General features: G+C 66.6%; 23 protein-coding genes. 8 read left to right on the top strand and 15 right to left on the bottom strand.

From position 1 onward, the window contains the following. Positions 1-4 precede the first annotated feature (4 nt). Complete coding sequence (locus JOF57_RS03615) at positions 5-1,696, top strand: oligopeptide ABC transporter substrate-binding protein OppA (protein ID WP_209913717.1); 1,692 nt, start codon at positions 5-7, stop codon at positions 1,694-1,696. Here JOF57_RS03615 and JOF57_RS03610 read toward each other — a convergent pair. Genes JOF57_RS03610 through JOF57_RS03590 form a run of 5 tightly spaced genes read right to left on the bottom strand, consistent with a single transcriptional unit; the run spans position 1,689 to position 5,273 of the window. Next, positions 1,689-2,939 (bottom strand): alpha/beta fold hydrolase, encoded by a 1,251-nt coding sequence (locus JOF57_RS03610; RefSeq protein WP_209913715.1) that lies wholly within the window; start codon positions 2,937-2,939, stop codon positions 1,689-1,691. The genes JOF57_RS03615 and JOF57_RS03610 overlap by 8 nt on opposite strands. A 25-nt stretch (positions 2,940-2,964) precedes the next feature. Continuing rightward, positions 2,965-3,231 (bottom strand): cytochrome C oxidase subunit IV family protein, encoded by a 267-nt coding sequence (locus JOF57_RS03605; protein ID WP_209913711.1) that lies wholly within the window; start codon positions 3,229-3,231, stop codon positions 2,965-2,967. 2 nt (positions 3,232-3,233) lie between these two features. Beyond that, on the bottom strand, positions 3,234-3,752 hold the full coding sequence (locus JOF57_RS03600) for a cytochrome c oxidase subunit 3 (protein WP_234937883.1): 519 nt from the start codon (positions 3,750-3,752) through the stop codon (positions 3,234-3,236). Between the two features lie 46 nt (positions 3,753-3,798). Beyond that, positions 3,799-4,470 (bottom strand): hypothetical protein, encoded by a 672-nt coding sequence (locus JOF57_RS03595; protein WP_234937882.1) that lies wholly within the window; start codon positions 4,468-4,470, stop codon positions 3,799-3,801. Between the two features lie 44 nt (positions 4,471-4,514). Continuing rightward, positions 4,515-5,273: a hypothetical protein gene (locus tag JOF57_RS03590; RefSeq protein WP_209913705.1), complete on the bottom strand. Its 759-nt coding sequence runs from the start codon at positions 5,271-5,273 to the stop codon at positions 4,515-4,517. Between the two features lie 120 nt (positions 5,274-5,393). Between JOF57_RS03590 and JOF57_RS03585 the strand changes: the two genes are divergently transcribed. Together JOF57_RS03585 and JOF57_RS03580 are read left to right on the top strand one after the other, a co-directional pair. After that, positions 5,394-6,005: a TetR/AcrR family transcriptional regulator gene (locus JOF57_RS03585; protein ID WP_209913703.1), complete on the top strand. Its 612-nt coding sequence runs from the start codon at positions 5,394-5,396 to the stop codon at positions 6,003-6,005. 45 nt (positions 6,006-6,050) lie between these two features. Further along, the gene (locus JOF57_RS03580) at positions 6,051-7,271 is read left to right on the top strand and encodes an acyl-CoA dehydrogenase family protein (protein ID WP_209913701.1); all 1,221 of its coding nucleotides are present in this window, start codon (positions 6,051-6,053) and stop codon (positions 7,269-7,271) included. On the opposite strand, the gene JOF57_RS03575 is transcribed toward JOF57_RS03580, so the two are convergent. Continuing rightward, complete coding sequence (locus JOF57_RS03575; protein WP_209913699.1) at positions 7,268-9,901, bottom strand: AAA family ATPase; 2,634 nt, start codon at positions 9,899-9,901, stop codon at positions 7,268-7,270. The genes JOF57_RS03580 and JOF57_RS03575 overlap by 4 nt on opposite strands. Further along, positions 9,898-11,055: a metallophosphoesterase family protein gene (locus JOF57_RS03570; protein WP_209913697.1), complete on the bottom strand. Its 1,158-nt coding sequence runs from the start codon at positions 11,053-11,055 to the stop codon at positions 9,898-9,900. The genes JOF57_RS03575 and JOF57_RS03570 overlap by 4 nt, the downstream gene beginning before the upstream one ends. Before the next feature lie 125 nt (positions 11,056-11,180). On the opposite strand from JOF57_RS03570, the gene JOF57_RS03565 reads away from it, so the two are divergent. Then, entirely contained in the window at positions 11,181-11,702 is a 522-nt protein-coding gene (locus JOF57_RS03565; protein ID WP_209913695.1) for a SixA phosphatase family protein, read from the top strand. A gap of 11 nt (positions 11,703-11,713) precedes the next feature. Here the strand turns inward: JOF57_RS03565 and JOF57_RS03560 are convergent, their stop codons facing one another. Both JOF57_RS03560 and JOF57_RS03555 read right to left on the bottom strand, forming a co-directional pair. After that, complete coding sequence (locus JOF57_RS03560) at positions 11,714-12,262, bottom strand: DUF3558 domain-containing protein (protein WP_209913693.1); 549 nt, start codon at positions 12,260-12,262, stop codon at positions 11,714-11,716. Next, on the bottom strand, positions 12,259-12,852 hold the full coding sequence (locus tag JOF57_RS03555) for a DUF3558 domain-containing protein (RefSeq protein ID WP_407666530.1): 594 nt from the start codon (positions 12,850-12,852) through the stop codon (positions 12,259-12,261). Before JOF57_RS03555 ends, JOF57_RS03560 begins: the two co-directional genes overlap by 4 nt. A gap of 116 nt (positions 12,853-12,968) precedes the next feature. Between JOF57_RS03555 and JOF57_RS03550 the strand changes: the two genes are divergently transcribed. Genes JOF57_RS03550 through JOF57_RS03540 form a run of 3 tightly spaced genes read left to right on the top strand, consistent with a single transcriptional unit; the run spans position 12,969 to position 18,806 of the window. Next, a complete protein-coding gene (locus JOF57_RS03550; RefSeq protein WP_209915773.1) occupies positions 12,969-14,714 on the top strand; it encodes an ABC transporter ATP-binding protein in 1,746 nt (581 codons plus the stop codon). Beyond that, positions 14,711-16,603: an ABC transporter ATP-binding protein gene (locus JOF57_RS03545; protein ID WP_209913688.1), complete on the top strand. Its 1,893-nt coding sequence runs from the start codon at positions 14,711-14,713 to the stop codon at positions 16,601-16,603. Before JOF57_RS03550 ends, JOF57_RS03545 begins: the two co-directional genes overlap by 4 nt. A gap of 37 nt (positions 16,604-16,640) precedes the next feature. Continuing rightward, on the top strand, positions 16,641-18,806 hold the full coding sequence (locus tag JOF57_RS03540) for a molybdopterin-containing oxidoreductase family protein (protein WP_209913686.1): 2,166 nt from the start codon (positions 16,641-16,643) through the stop codon (positions 18,804-18,806). Here JOF57_RS03540 and JOF57_RS03535 read toward each other — a convergent pair. From JOF57_RS03535 to JOF57_RS03525, 3 genes are all read right to left on the bottom strand, one after another. Next, positions 18,803-19,345, bottom strand: coding sequence for an ATP-binding transcription factor AbmR (locus JOF57_RS03535; RefSeq protein ID WP_209913684.1), 543 nt, complete (start codon positions 19,343-19,345; stop codon positions 18,803-18,805). The two genes, JOF57_RS03540 and JOF57_RS03535, sit on opposite strands and share 4 nt — an antisense overlap. 78 nt (positions 19,346-19,423) lie before the next feature. Further along, on the bottom strand, positions 19,424-19,627 hold the full coding sequence (locus tag JOF57_RS03530) for a hypothetical protein (protein WP_209913682.1): 204 nt from the start codon (positions 19,625-19,627) through the stop codon (positions 19,424-19,426). 63 nt (positions 19,628-19,690) lie between these two features. Further along, positions 19,691-20,950: an IS30 family transposase gene (locus tag JOF57_RS03525; RefSeq protein WP_234937700.1), complete on the bottom strand. Its 1,260-nt coding sequence runs from the start codon at positions 20,948-20,950 to the stop codon at positions 19,691-19,693. Positions 20,951-21,089: 139 nt separating this feature from the next. Between JOF57_RS03525 and JOF57_RS03520 the strand changes: the two genes are divergently transcribed. Next, positions 21,090-21,941 (top strand): AIM24 family protein, encoded by an 852-nt coding sequence (locus JOF57_RS03520; protein WP_209913680.1) that lies wholly within the window; start codon positions 21,090-21,092, stop codon positions 21,939-21,941. Here JOF57_RS03520 and JOF57_RS03515 read toward each other — a convergent pair. The 3 genes from JOF57_RS03515 to lpqS form a co-directional block, all read right to left on the bottom strand. Next, the gene (locus JOF57_RS03515; RefSeq protein ID WP_209913678.1) at positions 21,922-23,181 is read right to left on the bottom strand and encodes an MFS transporter; all 1,260 of its coding nucleotides are present in this window, start codon (positions 23,179-23,181) and stop codon (positions 21,922-21,924) included. The genes JOF57_RS03520 and JOF57_RS03515 overlap by 20 nt on opposite strands. After that, complete coding sequence (locus JOF57_RS03510; protein WP_209913676.1) at positions 23,178-24,266, bottom strand: PLP-dependent cysteine synthase family protein; 1,089 nt, start codon at positions 24,264-24,266, stop codon at positions 23,178-23,180. Before JOF57_RS03510 ends, JOF57_RS03515 begins: the two co-directional genes overlap by 4 nt. 89 nt (positions 24,267-24,355) lie before the next feature. Then, complete coding sequence (gene lpqS, locus JOF57_RS03505; protein WP_209913674.1) at positions 24,356-24,748, bottom strand: putative copper homeostasis (lipo)protein LpqS; 393 nt, start codon at positions 24,746-24,748, stop codon at positions 24,356-24,358. Positions 24,749-24,808: the final 60 nt, after the last annotated feature.

Here is a 24,808-nt window from a genome sequence, read left to right as displayed (position 1 = left end):
CGGGGTGAACGGGTTCAACGGGTTCAAGCTCCAGCGTTTCGCCATCGTCGCAGCAGTCACCACACTGGCCCTGGCCGGGTGTTCGGGTGGCGACCGGGAAACCCCGCCGGCGGGCGGTAACGCCGAGGTCGGCACCACCAACGACATCAACCCCCAGGACGTGGCGAACCTGCGCCAGGGCGGCAACCTGCGCCTGGCCCTGACCGAATTCCCGTCGAATTTCAACCCACTGCACCTCGACGGCAACACCGGCGATGTCGGCTCGCTCACCAGGCCCACGATGCCCCGCGCCTTCGTGATCGCCGCCGACGGAACGGCGACGGTGAACACCGACTACTTCACCAACGTCGAACTGACCGGTACCAACCCCCAAGTGGTCACCTACACGATCAACCCCAAGGCGGTCTGGTCCGACGGCACTCCGATCACCTGGGAGGACATCAAGTCCCAGACCGAGGCCAACAGCGGGAAGAACCCCGCGTTCGTCATCGCCGCCCCCAGCGGCAGCGAGCGGGTGGCCTCGGTGACCCGCGGTGTGGACGACCGACAGGCCGTGATGACCTTCGCCAAACCGTACGCGGACTGGAAGGGCATGTTCGCCGGCAACGGCCGACTTCTGCCCAAGAGCATGACCGCCACTCCTGAGGCATTCAACAAAGCCCAACTCACCCAACCCGGACCGTCGGCCGGCCCGTTCATGGTGTCCAACATCGACCGGGGCGCGCAGCGGATCACATTGAGCCGCAACCCGAAATGGTGGGGCGCCCCGCCACTGTTGGACACGATCACCTATCTGGTGCTCGACGACTCCGCACGCATACCGGCACTGCAGAACAACACGATCGACGCCACCGGCACCGCCTCGCTGGACGAACTGACCATTGCCCGCAAGACCCCGGGCATCAGCATCCGGCGGGCACCGTCGGCCAGCTGGTACCACCTGACGTTCAACGGCGCTCCCGGGTCGATCCTGGCCGATCCGGCGCTGCGCGGTGCCGTCGCCAAAGGCATCGACCGGCAGGCCATCGCCAACATCACCCAGCGGGGTCTCACCGACAACCCGGTACCGCTGAACAATCACATCTTCGTGGCGGGTCAGCAGGGTTACCAGGACAACGCCGCCGCGGTGGCCTTCGACCCCGACAAGGCCAGGGCCGAACTCGATGCCCTGGGCTGGATAGTGCCTGACGGACGGCAGTTCCGCGAGAAAGACGGCAAGGAACTCGTCATCCGAAATGTGTTCTACGACGCGGGCAGCACCCGGCAGGTAGCCCAGATCGCACAGAACATGCTCGGCCAGATCGGGGTGAACCTGAAGCTCGACACCAAGCCGGGCACCGGTTTCTTCACCAACTACATCATCAAGGGTGACTTCGACATTGCCCAGTTCGCGTTCCTCGGCGACGCTTTCCCCCTGAGCTCGCTGACCCAGATCTACGCGCAGGATGGTGCCAGTAACTTCGGCAAGATCGGCAGCCCGGAGATCGACGCCAAGATCGAGCAGACCCTGGAGGAGCTGGACCCGGCCAAGGCGCTGGCGCTGGCCAACGAGCTGGACCAGATGCTGTTCGCCGAGGTGTTCAGCCTCCCCTTGTTCCAGTCACCTGGAAACGTCGCCGTGCGCAGCAGCCTGGCCAATTTCGGAGCCCCCGGACTGGCCGACACCGACTACACCAAGGTCGGTTTCCTCAAGTAGGCCGTGCTCGCGTTCTGGCGGTGGGTATCGCCGCCTCCACGACAAGGGCAGCCGCAATGGCCCACACCGCCACCCGGATCAACGGACGCGCAGGCAGGCCGTCCAGTTCGGCGGCGGAGGCCGAAAGTCGTTCGGCCACACCGTCACGCACCGCCTGAATCACCGCCAAGGCAGCCCGCTCCCTGGTATCGATCACACTGTGCACCACCGTCGGCAGCTTGACCAGGACCGCGCCGGGCACCAAGGCCGCGATCCGCTCGGCAACCACCGGGGGCGTGGTCAGGTCCCGGCCACCGGACAACACCACGGTGGGCCAGTGAAAGTTCGGCAACTCGGCCGGCAGGTCGAAAGGTTCAGCCTCGAAGGGTTCGAAGAACTTCGCACTCCCGATCATGTCGGCCATCTCCAGCGCCGGGTCCAACGGCAGGCCGTCGGGCACCCCGGCGTAGTTCAACTCGCGGAAGGCAATCCGCCCGACGAGATCTACCTCGTTGCGGTACGGCACTTTTCGTGTCGACATGCGGCTGAGCCAGGTGAGCACAGACCAGACCACGGTGCGTCCACGCAGCAACAGATCGAGTTGGCGGTCCAGCAGGGCAGCGCCGCCGAACCCGTACAGCAGGCCGGCCAGTTCTCCACCCCTGGTGGCCAATACCCCGTCGGCCACCAGGCGCCGGACCTTGGGTGCCAGGGTCACGGTCTCCGGGTCCGTCCCCTCCCACAGCAGACCGCGAACTGCACTGCGCATGGCGTCGATATCGGCGGTGGACAGCAGTGGCGAATCCAGCACCATCGCGGAGACCCGGTCCGGATGGCGCACCCCGAAACCAGCGGCGATGTAGCTACCGTACGAGGTGCCGTACAGCACCGCGTCGTGCACGCCGGCGTCATCGAGCACTGCGGCGATGTCGTCGACCACCTGCTCGACGGTGATCGCCGCGGGCGGCAGATCCGCACCCGCGTCAGTGTGCCGCGACATCCCGACACCGCGGTGCTCGATCATGATCACGTCGCATCCGGCCGCGGCAGCTCGCCTGCGCAGCGCGCGGTACGGCTGGATCGATGCCATGCCGGGACCGCCAGGGATGATGACCACCGGGTGTGCCGATTTGCGTCCGGCCCGCACATAGAACAGGTCAAAGTGCTCGTCAGAACCCGGACTCAGCGGGCGTCGCACCGCCCGCAGCCCTGGTAGCGCAGCCAGCTTGGCGTGCACCCGCCTGCGCTTGGCGTTCATCGTCATTGCGCCCCATTGTGCCGCGCAACGCTCACATCAGATAGATGGCAAAGATCGCACCGAACAGCACCATCAGCCAGCCGTCGGTGGCGAGCTTGAGCCACTTCGGTGCCGTGCGGACCTCCATGAACTGCCGGATGATCAACCGGGACTTGATCAGCGTCAGCACGAGCACCAAAGCGGTGATCGGCACGCTGGCCCGCAACGTGTCCGAATACTGCGCCGGCGCCAACCACCAGGATCCGACGGTGATGACGACCAGCAGCAGCCACGTCTGAGTCACAGCCTTTTCGGTCATCGTCACCTCACCACATACAGCAGGCCGAAAATGATCACCCAGAGCACGTCCACCATGTGCCAGTAGACCGCACTCGCCTCCACCACCGACGCCCGACGACGAGACGGATTGCGCAACTCCCGCACGATCACGCCCAACACGATGAGACCGATCAGCACGTGAATCAGGTGCACACCCGTCAACACGTAGTAGAAGGAGTAGAACATCTCCGAATTGGTGTGCCCGTTCCGAATCTTGACGACCCATTCATAACCCTTGCAGGCCATGAACATCAGGCCGCCGACACCGCCGGCGTAGGTGAGTCGGATGGCCGCCTCGTGACGGCCGGCCCTGACGGCCAGCACCGCCCGGGCCACCAGCCAGGAACTGGTCAGCAGGATCACCGTATTGACGACACCGATGTTGATGTCGAGATGCTGTTGAGCACGCAGGAATTCGTCCGGATGCATGGTCCGGTAGATCATGAATACGATGAAATAGCCACCGAAGATGACGAGGTCACCGAGCACCATCACCCACATGTGCCCGTCGCCGGGCAGATGCTCCGACGATACCTGTGGTCGCGAATCAGTTTGTGTCACTGCATATTTCCTCACGATTGAGGGCCTGCCGCAGCAGCACGATCAGGGCGGACAGCCAGACCGAGAAGACCACGACCGCCCACCAGAACGCGATCGACCCGTTCCAGGCGAACGGCCCCGACTCGAACACGAACATCTGGGTGGCGATCACTTCGGTGATGATCTGCCAGATGGTCACATACGCGAACCACACCGGGAAGATGTTGTTCTTGTCGTAGAGGATGGCGATCGCGAATACCAGGTAGGCCGCTGTGAAACAGCCCAATGACCCGTTGTAGGAAAGCATTCCGAGGTCATAGAGCAGGCTGATCAATTCGGGGTCGCGGTCGGGGCGGAAGGCCGCAGTGAGAAAGCACACCGACACCAACAGAAATCCCGGCAGAGCGCCGACGCCCATGCCACCGATGTAGCCGTAGGCGAACACCGAGCCCACCGACATGCGCTTGATCTGGTACGCGACCAATCCGTTGGTCATCGCCGCACCACCGAGCAGGATCAGCAGTAGACAGAAGCCGATCTTGATGGTCAGACCGTGTTCGACGAAGAACGCCACCTTGTCGGCCGCGGTGACATCGGGGCGCGGCGGTGGCGTCACCCGGGTCAGGATGCAGATGATGACGCCGAAGGCCCCGTACCAGAGCGGGAAGAACCAGGTCATCAACCGCACGTCGGGCCGGCCCGGCGGCGCCTCGGTCAGGACGGTCACGCCTGCACCGGTCCCGCTACGACGCCTTCGGACACGGCCTGGCTGATCACCGCGCGGCGCAGCACGAAGAACATCACGATGACGAAGATCGCGAAGGCCCCGTTGCGCAACCAGAAGGCCAGCACGCCGTCCCAGGCCAGCGGCCCGGTCTGAAACGCCGCCGCACCCGCGGCCGGAATCATCGCCAATGCGGTGGCCAGCGAGTAGTGCCCCACCCAGCGCGGGAACACCGGAGTGGGCCCGTTGTCGAAGTAGACCGCGACCGCCAGCAGGGCGAACTGCGACACCACCATGCCGACCGGCGCGATGAACACGATCCAGGCCAGATCGTTGAGCAGCATGATCAGTTCCGGGCTACGGTCCGGACGGAACGCGGCCGCCAGGAAGAAAACGTTGGACAACGCGAAGATCGTGGCACCGCTGACCACCGCGGTGAGGTAGCAGTAGGCGAACACGTCGGTCTGGCCCTTCATGCGTTTCATCTGGACGACGATCACCATGAAGAACGGCAGGATCAGGATTCCGCAGAGATTGAAGGTCACCTGACTGAACCGGATCCATGCGGTGTGGTCGGCGTAGAACTCGGCAACCTGCTGCGCGTTCCAGGTCGGTGACATCGGCGGCCAGAAGCCGGGAAACGCCAGCAGCGCCACCAGCAGCACAACCCCGACGACCGGACCGGTCCACAGGCTCACCCACTGGGCCTTGATGTTGCCGGCTTTCGGCAGGTCTTGAACCTGCTCCAGGATCTGCATCCCTACCTCCAAAACTGACTTAAGTCAGAACTGCTTACCCCAGAAACCGTAGTGGCAGCAGCTTCATAATGAAAGACCCATACTGAGTACAGTCAGTTATAAGTGACGTAGCATCGAGCCGTGCTCAAGGCCACCCCCCGCAGCCGCAAGGGCTTGCAGACACGGGAGCGGCTGCTGGGCGCAGCGATCTCCGAGTTCAAACGCGACGGCATGGCCGCAGCCGATACGGCCGCGATCGCGGCGGCCGCGGGTGTCGCCCACGGAACCTTCTTCTTCCACTTCCCCACCAAGGAACACGTCCTGGTGGAGCTGGAACAGCGCGAGGAGGCGCGGATGGCCGCCGGGCTCATCCGATTCTTCGCCACACCGCACGATGTACGCGCCACCCTCACCGAATCCGTGCGCATGCTGGAAAAGTTGGAGCGGCGTCTGGGCCGCCCGTTGTTCAAAGATTTTCTGGCACTGCATTTCTCCACGACCCGCCCGCCCGCGGAGGAATGGGCACACCATCCTGTACTGGTGGCATTGATCGAAGAACTCCAGCGCGCCAGGGACGCCGGCGAGATCCCGGACGCAGTAGACGTGCTACACAATGGCGCATCGTTTTTCGCCGGGCTCTACGCACTGCTGATCACCATTCCCGACACCCCTGACGTGCGGGTCCAGGTGATCAACGAATACCTGACCACCTATCTCTACGGTATGCGGGTGAAGGGATTGGGTTCGGGCTGATCCGAACACGTGCCCTCCGATGCCCGGTCCGGATACAACGGTGCCATGACCTCCGTCGAGAACGTGACCCGCATCCAGCCCGGGACCCAGCAATGGGATGATCTGCTGGCCTCAATCGCCTCCGGCGCCAAGGACCGTGACCTGGACGACGAGAACCCTTTCGATCAGGTCGCGGCGCTCAAGCGCGCCGGGTTCGGCGCCCTGCGCCTGCCCGAGTCCCTGGGCGGCTCCGGATTCACTGTGCCGCAGCTGTTTTCCACGGTGATTGACGTGGCCAAGGCGGACCCCATCGTGGCCCACATCTTCCGGACCCACTTCTGGTTCACCGAGGAGCGCCTACGCAATGCCGATGATCCGGTCTCCAGGCACTGGCTGGGCAAGATCGCCGAGGGCAAGATCTTCGGTAACGCATTCAGCGAGAAGGGCTCATTGGCCGTGGGCAGCCTGGTGTTCAACACCCGGTTGCTGGCCGACAAGGCTAATCCGGGCGCCTTCCGGCTGACCGGCGAGAAGTACTACAGCACGGGCACCCTGTTTTCGGACTTTCTGACCGTGACCGCCACCACCGACCACGATTCGGTGGCCAACGTCCTGGTTCCCACCGACCGCGAAGGAGTGCGCCTCGTGGACGACTGGGACGGTTTCGGGCAGCGCCGCACCGGAACCGGTACCACGACGCTCACCGATGTCTCGGTCGCTGCCGACGAGATCCTTTCTGATGCTCCGTATGACGCCGAACCGGTTCCGACCGTGCAGTACGCCTCTCTGCAGCTGTTCATCCACGCGGTGGTAGCCGGAATTCTGGCCAATGTCGTAGACGACGGAGTGGCGCTGCTGCGCTCACGCGAGCGCAACTTCAGCCATGCCGTCACCGAACGGCCCACCGACGATCCCCTGCTCCAGCGGCAACTCGGGGTCCTGGCCAGCACGGCCTACATCGCGCGGGCCGCCGTGCTGGACGCGGCGGCGGCGATCGGCGCTGCGACCGATTCTGCCGTCGACGGGGTACCCGACCTGCTGCTCGCGGCGGAAGCCCAGCTCAAGGTCGCCAAAGTGAAAGTGCACCTCGACGATGTCGCCCCCGAGGCCGCCACCCGACTGCTGGAACTCGGCGGGGCCAGTGCTGCCTCCCGGCAGCGCAACCTGGACCGGCACTGGCGCAACATCCGCACCATCACCCTGCACAACCCGGTCGCCTACAAAGCCCGGGTGATCGGCCAGAACTTGTTGCACGGCACGCCCGTTCCGTCCAACGCCTACTTCTAAGCCGTCAATTCGATGTGGTGCGCACCGCCGACGCCGGCGTAGCGCTCCGGGCTGCAGGTCAACACAATGACCTGTCCGTCCCCGCCGACGGCGTCGAACACCGCACCCATCTTGGTCAACCGCTCCGGATCGGTGAACCCCAGTGCATCGTCGATGATGACGGGCACGCTGTCCTCCTTGGCCACCATCGAGGCCCCGGCCAGCCGCGCGACGATCGCCAATTGCTCCTTGGCACCGCCCGACAGCGATTCGTACGGCACCGTGCGGCCGGACACCGTGCGGGTCCTGATGTTCAGATCGCTGTCGACGTCGACCTCGAAATCCTCACCGAACACGAGCCGGCCCAGCCGCTGCACCTCGAGGCGGAACGGATCGGCGTAGCGCTGACGGGTGGCATCGCGGTGCCGCGCCATCACCGACCGCAGGGTCTCGGCGGCACGGGCCCGGCGGTGCACCCGAAGGTACTCGGCGTGGGCGTGCTCCCGTTCGGTCTCGGCGGTGTCGAGATGCCCCTTGCGCCCCTGGGTGCCGTACACCTTGAGTTGTGCCGCGAGCTCCCGCAGCGCGTCGGCCGCCTCCCGGTGGCGGGCATCGATCACCCCGGCGCAGCGGACTGCCTCATCGAGTGCGACTTTCACCGAATCCGGTGCGGTGGACGACAATTCGGTGCGCAGGCCGGCCGCGCGGCCCGCGGCGGCAACGGCTTCCTCGTCGGTGGTCTGGGCCTTGACCGCCAACTCGTCGTCACCGGCCTGTGCACGCTGGACCTCCAACCGGCCGCCGGCCACGGTCAGCTCCGCCTGTGCCGTGGTGAGCTTCTCGCGCAGCACGCTCAGGCGGGTCGACCTTTCCGTCAGCTTCTGGGCCGCCGCGGTGATCACCTTGCGACTGGTCTCGCTGTCGGCCACCGCCTGGCGGTGCATCGCCACCGCAGTATCGAGTGCGCTTCGGGCGGTGGCGATGTCGGCGGGTCCGGCCAGCTCGAACAACCCGGTCTCATCGGGCAGCCCGGACCGCAGCTGCGCCAGCCGGGATCGCAGATCCGTCAGTTGGTCATCGCCGGTGAGCGCCTCGACAGTGGCGCGCAAGCGATCCCGGCTGCCGATCAGTTCCCGGCGCCGGCCATCGAGGGCCCGCGCGGCGTCGACGCCGTCGACTCCGGCAGCGGTCAACGCAGCAGTCAGCGCATTCTGCGCCTCGTCGAGACGCGCCTGAGTCTGCGCGGCGGGCGTTCCCGGCACCACTCGGACGGTGAGCACCCCGGGCACGTCGACCTCGGTGTCGGCGGTGGTGTTGACCGACCACGGTTGGCCCGCTGCCAAGGACACCTGCGCCTCGTCCACCCGGACATCGCAGTCGGTGACTGCCACGAGTTCGATTCGTGCCGAAGCGAGTTCAGCCTGTCCCGCGGCCCGTTCCACCGCGACCGCCGCCGACTCGATGGTCCGCATCCCCGCATCGTCGAGGGTGACCTCGGCGAGCTCGCGATGGACCCGGTCGAGATCACGCACGCCGGCGTCGATCTTGCTCAGCCGGGCAGCCAGCCGGTCGGCCTCGTCGCGGTCGGTCATCCGCGTCAGGGTGGTACGTGCGGTCTCCACCCGGGCTTCGTGCTCCTGCGCTGCTCCCTGAGCCTGTTCGCCGGCGGCTTCGGCAGCCTCGTGAACCCCACGGGCCGTGGTGGTTTCATCGTCGGCCGTGCTCAGTGTGGCCTGCAGTTCGGTGATGGTGGCGGCCCGCTCGTCGAGGTCGGCACGCAGCCGTCGACGTTCGGTGAGCGCGGCGGCTGCCGCGGCCTGCGCCACCCGGGCGGCCTCGGCCACCACATCGGCCTCCTTGAGCCGTTGCACCAGCGCGGCAACCGCTTCGGCAGCCTTACGGGCCGCGCCCAGACCGGCCTGGGCTGCTTCGTGTTCACCGGCCAATCCGGTGACCTCGACGCTGAGTTCGACATGCCGACGCACCGCATCATCGACCTCGGCCACCGCCGCGGCGCATTGCGCCACCTCGCCTTCGGCGGCCGCCAGTCGCTTGGTCACGGCCGCCCATTCGCCGGTGGGCCGACCGGTGGCGGTGAAGTAGCGCAGATACTCCGCGTCGATGCGCTCGATCAGCAGCGGCTCGTCCCCCGAGAGCGCCACCGCCTCGCCGGCGGCCACGTCCAGGGCCCGGGCCAGCGCGTCCGAGCCGGACAGGTCGACCGGCGCGGTCGAGCTGGACTGCAACACCCGCTGGGCCTGCCACAGGCTGGTGTCCATCGTCTCGGACAGCATGGTCAGTACCCGCTCGTGCGCCTCGTCCCCGCTGAGCTGTTCGCGCACCGGCGCCAGCACGGTCAGCTGGGTTTCGGCACGCTTGTGAAAGCGCTTGCGATACATGAAACGGTAAGGACCGGTGGAGATTTCAGCCGCCACCTCGGCGCCGACGTCAGCGTGAGTCGGCTTGACCTGCTTGACTTCCTTCTTGCCCGAGCGGTCCTTGGCCTCGAGCAGCAGGTCGAGCGCCTCGATCATCGAGGACTTGCCGATCTCATTCGCGCCGCTGACCACCACCACGCCGTGATCGGGGAATTCGATCTCGCGGTGGGTGACGCCGCGGTAGTTGGTCAGGACCAGACGGTGCAGTTTCATGCCGCACCCCGGTCCACCAGACGCAGCAACAGCCCCAGCGCTGCCCGCGCATCGTCGGCTCCGGCACCCTCGGTACGGGCGGTGGCCACCAATTCGTCCACCGCGGCGGCCGCGAACCCGCCGATACCCAGGTCGTCGAACTCGCCGTCGGCGGGCAGGACCGCGATCTCGGTGTGGCGCTCCCACTCGGTGAGGGCTGCGAACAGGCGGGCGTACCTGTCGAGGCAGGCGTCCAACGCGGCCTTGTCCGTCACGGTCAGCGAGCCCGTCAACGCCAGGCGGACCACGGTGCGTTCCTTGTCCGTCAACAGGTCCAGATTGAGGTCCAGATCGGCCACGTCACGGTCGGTGTCCACCTCGCGGCGCAGGGTGATGAAGCGCCAGCGGCCCACCCGCCGCGAATCCACCCGTACCGGCCGGTGTGGCTCGGTCTCGTCGATCTCGACCACCAGGACATGGCCCGGATCGGATTCGATGTCGTCGTAGTTGGTCACCTCGGGCGAACCCGAATACCAGACCCGGCCGGTCGATCCGACCTCGGTGCGGGAGTGCTTGTCCCCCAAAGCCACATAGTGCACCGCACCGCGCGCCAGCGCGTCCTCGACGGCGGCCAGCCGAATCAGCGACGGCTTGTCCTTGTCCGGATCGAGGATGTCGACCCCGCCGTGCCCGACCACGACCCGCGTGGTCCCGTCGGCGGGCAGATCGGCAAGCACGTCCCCGACCAGATCCGAAGTAGGCGCCTTGGACCGCCACGGAGCGGCAACGATCTGCAGGCCGGGCCGCACCTCGTGCACACCCGCGCGATCGAGGACCACGACGTTGTCCGGGCATTCCGCGGTGAACAGCGCGCTGGTGTAGACCGAGGCGGCATCCAGCGGATCATGGTTGCCGGGCAGCAGATACACCGGCACCCCGATGGCCCGCATGGCCTCCAGCGACAGGCTGACCTCGCGCGGAGCCAACTGGTTGTGCTCGAACACATCTCCCGACACCACGACGAACTCCGCACCCGAGGCCGCGGCCACCGGACCGAGGGCCGAGACCACCTCCCGGCGCGCCGCCGAGTAACGGGGCTGGGCCTCACCGTCACCGGCACTGAGGAAGTGACGGGTCATGCCGAGTTGCCAGTCGGCGGTGTGCAGAAAACGCATCGGCCCGTCCCTTCCGTGATCGTTTGCCGGTTTCAACTTCCGAGCAAGGCGAGTGTAGGTCCGGGCGCCGACAAGTCCCGGGACCTGCAGCGGCATGGCCCCGCGCGGGTGCCTACCCTGTTGAAATGGCCGATCCGATCAGTCCGATCAGAACCCTGCTGCTGATGCGCCACGCCAAGTCGGACTATCCCGACGGCGTCGCCGACCACGACCGACCGCTGGCCGCGCGGGGCATCAGGGAGGCCGGCCTGGCCGGGGACTGGATCCGGGCCAACATCACCGACGTGGACGCGGTGCTGTGCTCGACGGCGACGCGGACCCGTCAGACCTTGGAACGCACCGGCATCGAGGCACCCGTGCAGTACGCCGAGCGCATCTACGACGCCCGACCGGGCACCGTCATCGACGAGATCAACGGTGTGTCGTCACGTTTCGGCGCCGACCCGTCGACGGTTCTGGTGATCGGCCACGAACCGGCCATGTCCGCAGTCGCACTCGGCCTGGCGGACGGCTCCAACCGGATTGCGGCGGAGAGTATTTCACTGAAGTTCCCGACCTCGGCGATCGCAGTGCTGCGCTTCAACGGCCCGTGGGACCAGCTCGCGCTGGGCGGCGCGGCATTGGTGCGCTTCCACGTGCCCCGCTGAGCCGTGCCCCGCTAAGAGTTGGTGGCCAGCGTCAGTTCCATGAGCTTGATCGCCATGGGGCAGGCGTCGATTCCCGGCCCCTGCGGATTGACCCACCAGCCGACCACACCGGCCGCGTCGCTGGCCACGCCGCATGCCCCGTTGAGCCCCTGCGGTCTCATGATGATCGAATCGACACCGGCGATCCGGCGTTGCTCGATCGCGTACTGCAGCTTCTCGGCCGTCTGACGCTCGTTGTCCAGGCTGCCCTGCTCGTACCAGAACCGGGTGATGTCGACCAGGCCGGCCGGATTGGCCGCCTGCCATCGGCAGACCGCACCGACGAACGTGCTCTGGATGTCGAGCGGGTCGGCCCCCACGGTCTTGGCCAGGATGTCCGTGGTCAGGACATCGCATTCCTTGAGCAGGTTGGGGTACGTCTTCTCGGACTTGTTGTTGCTGGGGCCGCCACTGGACCCCTCCTTGGCGGCGTTACCGTCCACGGTGCGGGTGCAACCGGTGAGCCCGACGAACACCGCCAGCGCGGCCATGACCCCCGCGACCCCACGCTGCATGCTCATTTGGAATTCACAATCGACTGGCGGGTCAGCTCCTTGGCCACCTGGCACGGTTCGGGGTAGGGCTTCTGGTCGAAGCTCACGGACCACTCGATGAAATCGTCGTCGAACTGGATACCGATCTCGCACAGGTTGACGTCGCCGGCCTTGAGCGGGTTCTCCCCGACCGCGATGAAACCGCTGTGACCCTCGATGTTGATGTCCTCCACGCTGGTTCGCGACAGTTCCTCGGTCTTGCGTTCCCGGCCGATCGGGCTGCCCCGGAACCACGTGAAGGAGAAGTGGGGCCCCAGGATGCTGCCGCCCTGCAGCCACTGGCAGCCCGAGGAATTGGTCGCGGTGTTGACGAGCCCCTGAACCTGGGTCAACTCCGTCACCGTCTGATCGCTCACGCCGCCGCAATGCGGAAAATGCGGACCGTGCGCGCCCGTGCCGCCGGCACTCGGCGCCTCGCTCTGCGGCACCTGCGGGGACGCGGGCTCATCAGTCGAGCACCCGGCGAACACCGGGACCATTGCCGTAGCCAATACCGCCAAGGTTCTGGCATTGCGGAGTAGTGGCTTGGTGGCCGTGCGGACCGTCACGCCATGCACTGTAGCTGTAACACCCCTGCCCGATACCGACATACCGACTGACCTGGACTTTCACCGATCCGGACCCGCCGACGTCTGAACACGACCGTCAGCGGGTGGTGTGCAAGAGTAACCAGATGCTCTGGGCGCTGCTGCGACAGTACGTGCGGCCGTACCGGCGGCTGCTCGCCATCGTTGCGGCACTACAGGTGATCAGCACCCTGGCGTCGCTCTACCTCCCGACGGTCAACGCCGCGATCATCGACGACGGGGTGGCCAAGGGCGACACCCGGCTCATCGTCGAACTCGGCGGGGTGATGCTCGGTGTCACCGGTCTGCAGGTGGCCTGCGCCATCGGAGCGGTGTTCTTCGGATCGCGCGCAGCCATGAGTTTCGGCCGCGATCTACGCTCGGCGATCTTCCATCACGTCACCACATTCTCGGCCGAGGAGACCGCCCGCTTCGGCGCCCCGACGCTGCTGACCCGCACCACCAACGACGTCGGCCAGATCCAGCAGCTGCTGCAGATGACCGCCACCATTCTGATCACCGCCCCGATCATGTCGATCGGCGGAATCCTGATGGCGGTGCACCAGGACGCCGGGCTGTCGTGGCTGCTGCTGGTCAGTGTTCCGGTACTGGGACTGGCGAACTACTGGATCATCACCCACCTGATGCCGATCTTCCGGCGCATGCAGCGGCTGATCGACGGGATCAACCGGGTGTTGCGTGATCAGCTTTCCGGTATCCGGGTGATCCGGGCGTTCGCCCGCGAATCCGTCGAGGAGCGGCGGTTCGCCGACGCCAACGAGTCCCTGTCGGCCACTGCGGTGGAGGCCGGGCAGTGGCAGGCGCTGATGCTGCCGGCCACCACCCTGGTGATCAACATCTCCAGCGTCGCCCTGATCTGGTTCGGCGGGCTGCGGATCGACGCCGGCCACATGCAGGTGGGCTCACTGATCGCGTTTCTCGCCTACTTCATGCAGATCCTGATGGCCGTGCTGATGGCGACGGTGCTGGCGGTGATGCTCCCGCGCGCGTCGGTCTGCGCCGAGCGCGTCAGCGGTGTTCTGGGCACGCGGCCCCAGATCACCAACCCCCCCGACCCGGTCCGACCGGTGTCCATCGCTGGTGAGATCGAGTTCGACGACGCATCGTTCAGCTACCCGGGCGCCGATCGCCCGGTGCTACAGCAGGTCTCGCTGCGCGTCCGGCGCGGGACCACCACTGCGGTCGTCGGGTCCACCGGATCCGGGAAATCCACCCTGCTGGCGATGATCTGCCGCTTCTACGACGTCACCGCGGGTGCGGTACGCGTCGACGGCGTCGACGTGCGCGATCTCGACCTCGAGCAGTTGTGGTCCTCGATCGGTCTGGTCCCCCAGCGGGGCTACCTGTTCTCCGGAACGATCGCCGAGAACCTGCGCTACGGGGCCGCGCCGGGACAGGAACTCACCACCGAACAGATGTGGGACGCACTGCGGATCGCGTCCGCCGACGACTTCGTGGCGGCCCACCCCGACGGACTGGACCGCCCGGTGGCCCAGGGCGGCATCAATTTCTCCGGCGGACAGCGACAACGGCTCGCGATCGCGCGAGCGGTGATCCGCAGGCCCGCGATCTACCTGTTCGACGATGCGCTGTCGGCCCTCGACGTACACACCGATGCCCGGGTGCGCTCCGCCTTGCGTGACGTATCGGCCGACGCCACCGTGGTCATCGTGTCGCAACGGATCTCGACGGTGATCGAGGCCGACCAGGTCGTCGTGGTCGAGGACGGCCGCATCGTCGGCATCGGCACCCACGAGACGTTGCTCGCCGACTGCCCCACCTACGCCGAGTTCGCCGCATCGCAGGCGATCACCGCCGGAGGTCCACGGTGACCGGGGCGGTGCTGCGCCGCAGCGGAACCCCGGCCGCGCCGGTCGAGCGCACCCGCGACTTCCGCGGGTCGGTCCTGCGCCTGCTCAAACGCCTGGTGCCGCAACGCGCCCTGGCGATCTCGGTGGTGTTGCTCGGGGTCGGCGGGATCGCGATCGGCGTGACCGGCCCCCGGATTCTCGGGCACGCCACCGATCTGCTGTTCAACGGTGTGATCGGGCGCGAACTGCCCGCCGGACTGACCAAGGAGCAGGCCGTCGCGGCGGCCCGGGCGCGCGGCGACACCACCTTCGCCGATCTCCTGTCCGGGATGAACGTGGTTCCCGGCCACGGAGTGGACTTCGCCGCGGTGGCCCGCACCCTGGCCCTGGCGCTGGGCCTGTATCTGCTTGCCGCGGTACTGGTGTGGCTGCAGGCCCGGTTGCTCAACGTCACGGTGCAACGGACCATGGTGGCGCTACGGGCCGAAGTCGAGGACAAACTGCACCGACTTCCACTGTCCTACTTCGATTCCCGTCAGCGCGGCGAAGTGCTGAGCCGAGTCACCAACGATATCGACAACATCGCGACCTCGGTGTCGATGACCATCAGCCAACTGCTGACCTCGGTGCTGACGGTGTTCGCGGTGCTGGTGATGATGCTGACCATCTCACCGCTGCTGGCACTGCTCACCGTCATCACCGTGCCGCTGGCACTGTTGGTGATCCGCTGGATCACCCGTCGCTCCCAACCGCTGTTCGTGGCGCAGTGGCGCAACACCGGACGCCTCGCGGCCCACATCGAGGAGACCTACAGCGGTTTCACCATCGTCAAGACCTTCGGACATCGGGAGGCCGCGCAGCGGCGGTTCGACGAGCTCAACGACGAGGTCTACCGGTCCAGCATCGGGGCACAGTTCTTCTCGGGCCTGGTCGGCCCGGCGACGATGTTCATCGGCAACCTGAGCTATGTGGCCGTCGCCGTGGTGGGCGGCCTCCAGGTAGCAGGCGGACAGATCACCCTGGGCAGCATCCAAGCGTTCATCCAGTATGTGCGGCAGTTCAACCAACCGCTGGGCCAGGTCGCCGGGATGTATAACACGCTGCAGTCCGGAATCGCCAGCGCCGAAAGGGTCTTCGAGCTGCTCGACGCCGAAGAACAGTCCCCCGAACCGGCCGCGGCACTGGAAATCCGCAGCGGCCGGGTCGAATTCGACCGGGTGAACTTCGGCTACCTGCCGGACACTCCGGTGATCGAGGATCTCTCCCTGGTGGCCGAGCCGGGCAGCACCGTGGCGATCGTCGGCCCCACCGGCGCGGGCAAGACCACGTGCGTGAACCTGCTGATGCGGTTCTACGACGTCGATTCCGGCCGAATCCTGATCGACGGTGTCGACATCTCGACGGTGAGCCGGCAGTCGCTGCGGTCCTCGGTCGGCATGGTGCTGCAGGACACCTGGCTGTTCGGCGGCACCATCTACGACAACATCGCCTACGGGCGGCCCGACGCGTCCGAGGACGAGGTGATCGAGGCGGCTCGGGCGGCCTACGTCGACCGGTTCGTGCACACCTTGCCGAACGGGTACGCCACCCGGGTCGACGACGACGGCGGCGCCATCAGCGCCGGCGAGAAGCAGTTGATCACGATCGCCCGCGCGGTGCTGGCCCAGCCGAAGGTGCTGGTGCTCGACGAGGCCACCAGCGCGGTGGATACCCGCACCGAACTGCTGATCCAGCAGGCGATGGCCGAGTTGCGCCGGGACCGGACGAGCTTCATCATCGCCCACCGGCTTTCGACCATCCGGGATGCCGACCTGATCCTGGTGATGGACGGCGGCCGGATCATCGAACGCGGCACCCACGAGGAACTGATGTCCCGGCATGGGCGGTACTGGGAAATGACGCAGGTTTAGCGCCCCCACCTCCGTTACAAACCGTAGTGTCGGTGTAATGACGTCCCGTACCGTGCACACGTTCTGCCGGTACTGTCTGGCGTCCTGCGGCCTGGAGGTGACGGTCGAGGACAACCGGGTGGTCAAGATCTCCGCCGACAAGCTCAACCCGCACACCTGGGGTGATTTTTGCGCGAAAGGCCGCACCGCCGGTCAGGTGGTGGAACACCCTCGACGCATCCTTCGCCCCATGCGCCGGGTCGGTGACGGCTATGTCGAGGCGAGTTGGGACGAGGCGATCAGCGACATCGCGCAGCGCATGAACCGGATCATCAAGGTCGGCGGCCCGGATGCGGTGGCCGCCTACTACGGCAATCCGGCCGGCTACTCGTCGTCGAACCTGGTGTTCATGAACGCCTGGCTGGATGCCATCGGCACGTACAACCGCTACGCGGTCGGATCGGTGGACCAGAACGCGCTGCACGTGGTGGCCGAAGCCATGTACGGATCACCACTGATGGTGCCGGTGTCCGATGTCGACCACTGCGACTACTTCCTGATCGTCGGGGCCAATCCCGCTGTGAGCGCTTGGAACTGGGTTGAGTCGGTGCCTGGCGGCTGGCGCCGCGCACTGGCCCGCCAGAAGCGGGGCGCACGGATCGTCGTGGTGGACCCGATCCGCACCGAGAGCGCCCAAGCCGCGGATCTACATCTATCGGTGCGTCCGGGTACGGATTGGGCGCTGCTGCTGGCGATGGTCAAGGTGATTGTCGACGAGGGCCGCGAGCACCGCGCCGACTGCGCCGAGCTGGCGACCGGGGTGCCCGACCTCCGCGCGCTGACCGCCGACGCCGACCTGGACGATCTGGCGTCGCGCTGCGATATCGCCCGCGACGTGATCGAGCGGGTGGCGCGCGAATTCGCCTCGGCGCCAGGAGCGATGGCCATCACGCGCACCGGGGTGTCGCTGCATGCCGCGGGCACGGTGGCCGAATGGCTGGGTCATGTACTCAACCTGATCACCGGGCGGATGGATCGCCCCGGTGGGCGCCGCTTCGAGCCGGGCTATGTCGACACGCTGCGGCTGGCCGGGCTGGCGGCCACCCGCCCGCACACCAGCAGGCTGGCCGGACGTGGTCTGGTGGCCGGGGCACACGCGCTGGCCGAACTGCCCGACGAGATCACCACGCCGGGCCGTGGCCAGATCCGCGCGCTGTTGATCAATTCCGGTAACCCGGTGATCTCCGGGCCCGACGGGGCCAGGCTCGACGAGGCCCTGGGCGGGCTGGACCTGCTGGTGGCCATCGACCTGGTGCAGCGCGAGAGCCACCGGCACGCGCACTGGCTGCTGCCCGCGGTGCACTGGCTCGAGCGCGACGATCTGTTGGCCTTCACCAGCGGCATGCACGACGAGCCCTACGTGCAGTACGGCGTGAAGGCCGTCGAACCACCGGACGGCACCCGCGAGGAGTGGCGGGTGTTCACCGATCTGGCGCTGGCCATGCGGCGCCCGCTGTTCGGCGCGAAGGGATTCAACGGGTTCATCCGCGCGACCCGTTGGCTGGCGGCGCGGACCCGGCGGCCCGGGTTGGCGTTCGGGCCGCACTGGATGGACCGGCTGATCATCCTGACCTCACGGAAAGTCGACGGGCACAAGCTCACCTGGCGCGAGCTGACGTCGAATCCGCACGGGCTGGTACTCGGACCGCGGCAGTTCGGCCGGTTCCGCGAAGCGTTGCGCACCCCGGACCACAAGGTCCATGCCGCCCCCGCCGAGTTTGTGGCGCGGACCCGTGAACTGCTCGCCACATCCGATCACCAAGCACCGGAAGGGTTCCCGTTCATACTGGGCAATGGGCGCCGGCGGCATTCGATGAACTCCTGGCTGAACGAAGTGCCTGGCCTGCATCCTGGAGGCAAGGACAACGAGGTACTGCTGCACCCCGAGGACGCTGCAGCGCTGGGCATTGCGGCAGGCGACCGGGTGCGCGTGTACTCACCGGTGGGACAGGTGGAGGTGACGGCGGCGCTCAGCGACCGGCCCCGCCGCGGGGTCGTCGTACTCGATCATGGCTGGGGCTCAAGGGTATTCGACCCGCTCCACGGCAGCGCACCGGATTCCTACGGGGTCAACCGCAACCTGCTGGCCGACGGGACAGCGATCGATCCGCTGTCCCAGACCTCGGTGCTCGGCTCGGTGTACGTCGGGATCGAGCGAATCTAGGCGCCGGGACCCTCTGCCCGCAGATCGTCAACCGCCTTCATCGCACCGCGCAGCTTGTCCAACCATTCCTCGGTGTGCTGGCCGACCAGGCGCACCGACCAGGCAAGTGCGTCCGAGCGCGACCGGGCCACGCCGGCGTCGACCAGGGTGTCGAGTACCTGCCGTTCGGGCTGCTTGAGCCGGGTCATCACCGGTACCGCGATGTGGGTGAACAGGATTCGCTCCGATTCGGAACCGACTCCTGTGCTGATTTCTACGCCCCAGGAGACCTTCCGGTCGAAACGGCCCTGCGCCTCGTCGGCGATGCGCATCCGCTCGCTGCGCGTCTCCTCCCGGAACCGTGAGGCCCGCCCGGAGGCCCGGGCCTGGGTCTCGGCTTCTGGGTTATCTGTGGCATCGGGCAGCCGTCCGATGACGGTGATCTCTTCACGGTCGACGATCACCGTCGGATCGCTCGTGAACCAGGTATCGGGCAGTCGGCCTGCGAACCATTCGGCGGCCTCGTCCGCAGACCGGCGATGGTGTTGATGTTTGTTCATGATTACATGATTACACCGTTACATCGCAGATAGGACGGCGTTCACCACCGGCGAACGTGGATTTCTGCTTGCGGCGTTCTAGTTGCGCTTGAGCAGCAGTGCGGCCCCGCCGGCCAGCACCAGGGCCACCAGCAGCAGCCCGGCCCAGCCCGGGCCGGCGATCCACCACACGGCGCCCAGCAGGATGATCGCCGGCGACACCGCGAACAGCACCATGCCGGGGTGCTGCTTGAAGACCGCGAGCGCACCTTGGGCACGAAGCGGGTCGATTTCCTTTGCCATGGCACTAAGGATGCCAGCGGTTCGCCGCGTTTGTAACGCTGTGGCGGTGCCGAGGCGGCGGTTTCAAGGTTTGGTTGCAACAGCTGATGGTTCGGGCGGGTTCGAGAGTAGTTCGTCGAGGGCCTCGGCCGGAGTTTTCCAGCCCAGTGTTTTGCGTGGGCGGGTATTGAGTTTGGCTGCGACGTAGTCGAGGTAGTCCGGTGGGAACACCGACAGGTCGGTGCCCTTAGCAAAGTATTGGCGTAACAACCCGTTGGTGTTTTCGTTGGTCCCGCGCTGCCAGGGTGAATGCGGATCGCAGAAGTAGATGTCGATGTCGGCGGCCTTGGCGGTGGCTACGTGGTTGGCCATCTCCTTGCCCTGATCCCAGGTCAGCGTTTTACGCAGGATCGCCGGCAGCGCCGCCATTTTCGCCACGATCGCCTCCTGTACTGCGACCGCGCCGTGGTCGTGGGGCAGGTGCAAGAGCATCGTGAAGCGGGTCGTGCGCTCCACAAGGGTTCCGATTGCAGTCTTGTTCTCGGTACCGGTGATCAGGTCGCCCTCCCAGTGCCCGGGCAGGGCGCGGTCGTTGACGTCGGGTGGGCGCTCGCTGATGTTGACCATGTCGGGAATCCGACCCCGCCGCTCATCGGCGCGCCGTTGGGGCTTGCGTAGGGCACGCCCAGTGCGCAGGCAGGTATGCAGTTCGCGGCGTAGGTTGCCTTTGCCCTGCACGTAGATGGCCTGATAGATGGTTTCGTGGGACACCCACATCTCCGGCTCGTCGGGGAAATCCAGCCTCAGGCGTTTGGCGATCTGCTCGGGGCTGTGCTCATCGTGCAACCGATTCTGCACCTCATCGTGCAACCGTTCATTGATCGCCAGCTTGCCTGGCTTGGTCCGGCGAGCCCGGTCAGCGGCATGCGACTGAGCCAGATCGGCCCGATACTTCGGTTTGGTTGTCGGCCCGCCGTGCCACCGGGCACCGAACCGATACCGTGCCCGGTATCGACCACGGCACCACCCATTCCGACCGATTTCCCGCATGATCGTTGTCGGATGGCGATCCAACCGTCGCGCCATCTGCTGGATCGGCTCTTGCCTGGCCACGCCGTCTTGGATCTCGTTGCGCTCTTCAATGGTGAGCCGGGGCCGCGTGCGCGGAGCCGACTCGTCGCGAATCCTAGGTCTCACTCCACCAGCATCAGCAAACCAACGCCTACCGCTGGTTTCCGACGCGCCGACGGCCACCCCGGCCTCACTGGGGGTCATTCCCTGTTTGATGTGATCCCAGAACTGAGGGCCGGCACAGGCCAACCCACACAGACGACGTGCACGCATCAACAACTCCTCAGCTAGAAGCTGTTGCATTCACCCCCAGAACCTAAGGGCGAAAATTCCGCCATCTGGTTACGCCCGCGACCCGGAGCCGCCGACTTGTAGCCTGGTGGCGATTTCTCCCCACCCGACGATTCGAGGAATGACTGTGAACGGAAACTGGCAACCCGGCTGGCTGCCCGATCCTGACGGCCGCTACGAGTACCGCTGGTGGGACGGACAATCCTGGACCGATCAGGTGTCTCATCAGGGTCAGGCCGGCCGGGCGCCGCTCACCACTTCCGCGCCGCAGCCGCAGCCGCAGCCGCAGGCCCAGGGTGACGGGTTCGCCGGCATCAGCGGCGATCTCGTCGACGGCCGGTTCAGCGAGAAAGAGGCGACGCCGATCGCCAACCAGAACAAGAAGATGCTGCGGGTCCGCCTGGGCGAACCGTTCATGGCCCGACAGGGCTCGATGGTCGCCTACCAGGGCAACGTCGACTTTGCCTTCGAAGGCGGCGGCGCATCGAAGTTCATCAAGAAGGCCCTCACCGGAGAAGGGCTACCGCTGATGCGTTGCCAGGGCTCCGGTGATGTGTTCCTCGCCGATCAGGGCTTCGACGTCCACCTGCTCCAACTGTCCAACTCGGGACTGTCGATCAGCGGCAAGAACGTGCTGGCCTTCTCCTCGGGCCTCGACTGGAACATCGAACGGGTCCGCGGCGGCAGCATCGCGACCGGCGGCCTGTTCAACACCACGCTGCGCGGCACCGGGTGGGTGGCCCTGACCACCGACGGCCCGCCGGTGGTGCTCGACACCGCCGAGGCTCCGACCTTCGCCGACACCGACGCCGTGGTGGCTTGGTCGGCGCACCTGCAGACGCAGCTCAAGACGAGTTTCAAGGCGGGCGCACTGATCGGCCGGGGCTCCGGCGAGGCCCTTCAGGTCTCGTTCCACGGCAATGGTTTTGTGATCGTGCAACCGTCGGAGGGCGTCACCGTTCCGATGCAGTGAGCGGCGAAGGCGCCAGCCTCCCACCGTCCCGCATCAACGCGTAGAGCGCGGCCGCGGACACCAGCCCGATCGCCGTGAGGCCCAGCCAGACCAGTTCGGCCAGGCCCGCGGCGCGGGCGGCGCCGATCAGCGAGCCGGTGGCCACGTTGCCCAGCAGGATCCCGATGCCGACGACGGTGTTGTAGAACCCGTAGTGGGTGGCGACCAGTCGATCACCCGACAGCGCCACGACCGTGTCCATCTCGAACGGGAACACCGCGGCCGAGCCCAGCGCCAGTAGCCCCGACGAAACGAGCAGGGCCGCCACCGCAGCGCCGGTACCGAACCGGTCTCCGTCGGGCACCACCGCCATCGGAACAAAAGCCGCCGCCAGCACCAGCAGACCGACCACCAGGCTGCGCCGCGACCCCCAGCGGTCGGCGAACCACCGGGTGATGCGCAGTTGTCCGCCCACCGCGATCAAACCGGACACCACGAATATCGCTGCTACCAACACGGTTTCGTTCCCAGGTCGCAGCTCTGCCGCCTGCAGCGGCAATGCCAGATACACCTGGAAGGACAGGACGTAGGAGCCGACCATCGCCACCGCGAACAACACGAACCCGCGGTTGGCGACGACACTGCGCCAGTCCTCGAGCACCGAACTCCGCTGCTCGACAGGTTCGGCACGGTGCCGCGGCAGGGCCATCAACTGGGCCACGGTCAGCACCGCGAACACTCCGGCAGCGACGGCGGCGGTCACTCGGAAATCGAAGGCCAGCAGTGCCATTCCGGCGAGTGGCCCCAACAGGATCCCGGCCTGGTAGAAGACATTGAACGTGGCGAAGGCCTCGAGCCGCCGGTCACCGGCGTCGGCGGCCAGATAGGCCCGCACCGCGGGATTGAACAATGCTCCGGCGAAACCCGTTGCCGCCGAGGCGATCAACATCGCGGGCAATGAGTCCGCGACGACGAGCAGCCCGAACCCCGCCGTGCGCAGCAGACACCCCGCGACGATGAGCGGTTTGTACCCCAGCCGATCGGCCAGGGTGCCACCGACGATGAACATGCCCTGCTGGGAGAAGTTCCGCACGCCCAGCACCAGCCCCACCGCCCACGCGGCCAGGCCGAGTGGGCCGGCCAGATAGCCGGCCAGGTACGGCATGAGCATGTAGAAGCCCAGATTGATGCCGAACTGGTTGACCATCAACAGTCGACTCGGCAGGTCGAAACTGCGGAACTGCGCGACGAGTCCGCTCATCCGGCCACCGCCGTCGGGTCGGAGACCGTCTCACAACGGGTCCAGGACTGCACGACGCGATCGCCGGGGCCCTCGATCGTCTCGGGTTCGTGGGCCGGTTGATGGTCGAGCAGACCGAGCTCACGGCAGTAGTCGTCGTTGTAGACCGTGTCGAAGTACCGCTGTGGGCCGTCGGGGAACACCGCGGCAATCGTGGTGCCGTGCGGATGGTTTCGCGCCGCCCAGCCGGCCACCAGACCGACCGCTCCGACACTCCATCCCCCGCTGGCGTAGTACGTCGACGCCAGCGTCCGGGCAGCCCACACCGCGTCGGCCGGCGCCACCCAGTGCACCTCGTCGAACGCGCCGTAGTCCACATTGCGGGGGTAGATGCTCGAGCCGAGGCCCCGCATGACCCGCGTCGCGGCAGGTTGACCGAAGATCGTCGAACCGATCGTGTCCACCCCGATCAGGCGCAGATCCGGGTTGAACTCGCGCAGCACCCGCGCCACACCGGCCGAATGCCCGCCGGTGCCGACCGAGCACACCAGCACATCGACGTGGCCGATCTGGGCGTTGAGTTCGAGTGCCAGTGGCCGGTAGGCATCGACGTTGTCGGGGTTGTTGTACTGGTCGGGATACCACGCGTTGTCGTCGGCGGCGAGCAGTTCGGCCACCCGGTCGCGCCGGGCCTGCTGCCACCCACCGGTGGGATGCGGTTCGGTCACCATCGAAACCTCGGCACCGTAGGCGGTCAGCATTCGCTCGATGATCGGTTCCAGGCCTGGATCGGTCACCAGGGTCACCGGGTGGTGGTAGATCGTTCCCGCGAATGCGAGGCCGAGGCCCAATGTGCCGCTGGTTGATTCGATGATGCGGCCACCCGGTTTCAGGTCGCCTCGAGCCCGGGCCTGCTCCACCATGTGCATGGCGGGCCGGTCCTTCATACCGCCAGGGTTGAAGCCTTCGAGTTTCGCCCAGAATCCGCGCCCTTCATCGGCGAACGGAGTGGACACCCACAGGGTGGGAGTATGGCCGACCATGGTGTGGGGCCCACGGTTTTGGCGCAGAACATGGAAAGAACGGGTGGAAAGGGCATGGTTCATGGCTTCGTCGATTCTGTATCTCCAGCCGCGCTCAGCACGGCAACTGACCCGGACAGCGTTGGGGCGCTCAGCGCACCCCGCGCTGCCGGTCAGCGGCGCGCGATACAGATCCGGAGCAGAAGTGCTTGACCGGCGAGTGGAATCCGATGGCGGTCAGGCGGACCGCGCTGTGCGCGCACGGCGGCACACCCGCACAACACCGCGCACCCGACGATGAGCGCCACCACCGACAGCGCCGCCGGAGCGGCCGCAGTCCGCGGCAGCACCGCAGCGGTGAAACCCTCAAGTGTGTGCGGAGCCGAACCGTCACTGACGTGCGGATGGTCGAGCACCAGCGCGTTGCTACCGTCGCCGATCGCGGCGGAAACCGCATGCGGCAGATGCACCGCCTGATGGTGGGTCGTGACCTGCCACTGCCCGGCAAGTACCGTCGCCCACAACGCGATCACCATCATGGCTGCCAGCCGTGACAGTGAGTGCACACGAGATCTGCCCGGTATCACGATGCCTTCAACTGTAGCGACGTGACGATGACGATTCCG

The organism is Mycolicibacterium lutetiense (assembly GCF_017876775.1).
Taxonomy (GTDB): Bacteria; Actinomycetota; Actinomycetes; order Mycobacteriales; family Mycobacteriaceae; genus Mycobacterium; species Mycobacterium lutetiense.
This window is presented reverse-complemented; position numbering and strand designations above follow the sequence as displayed.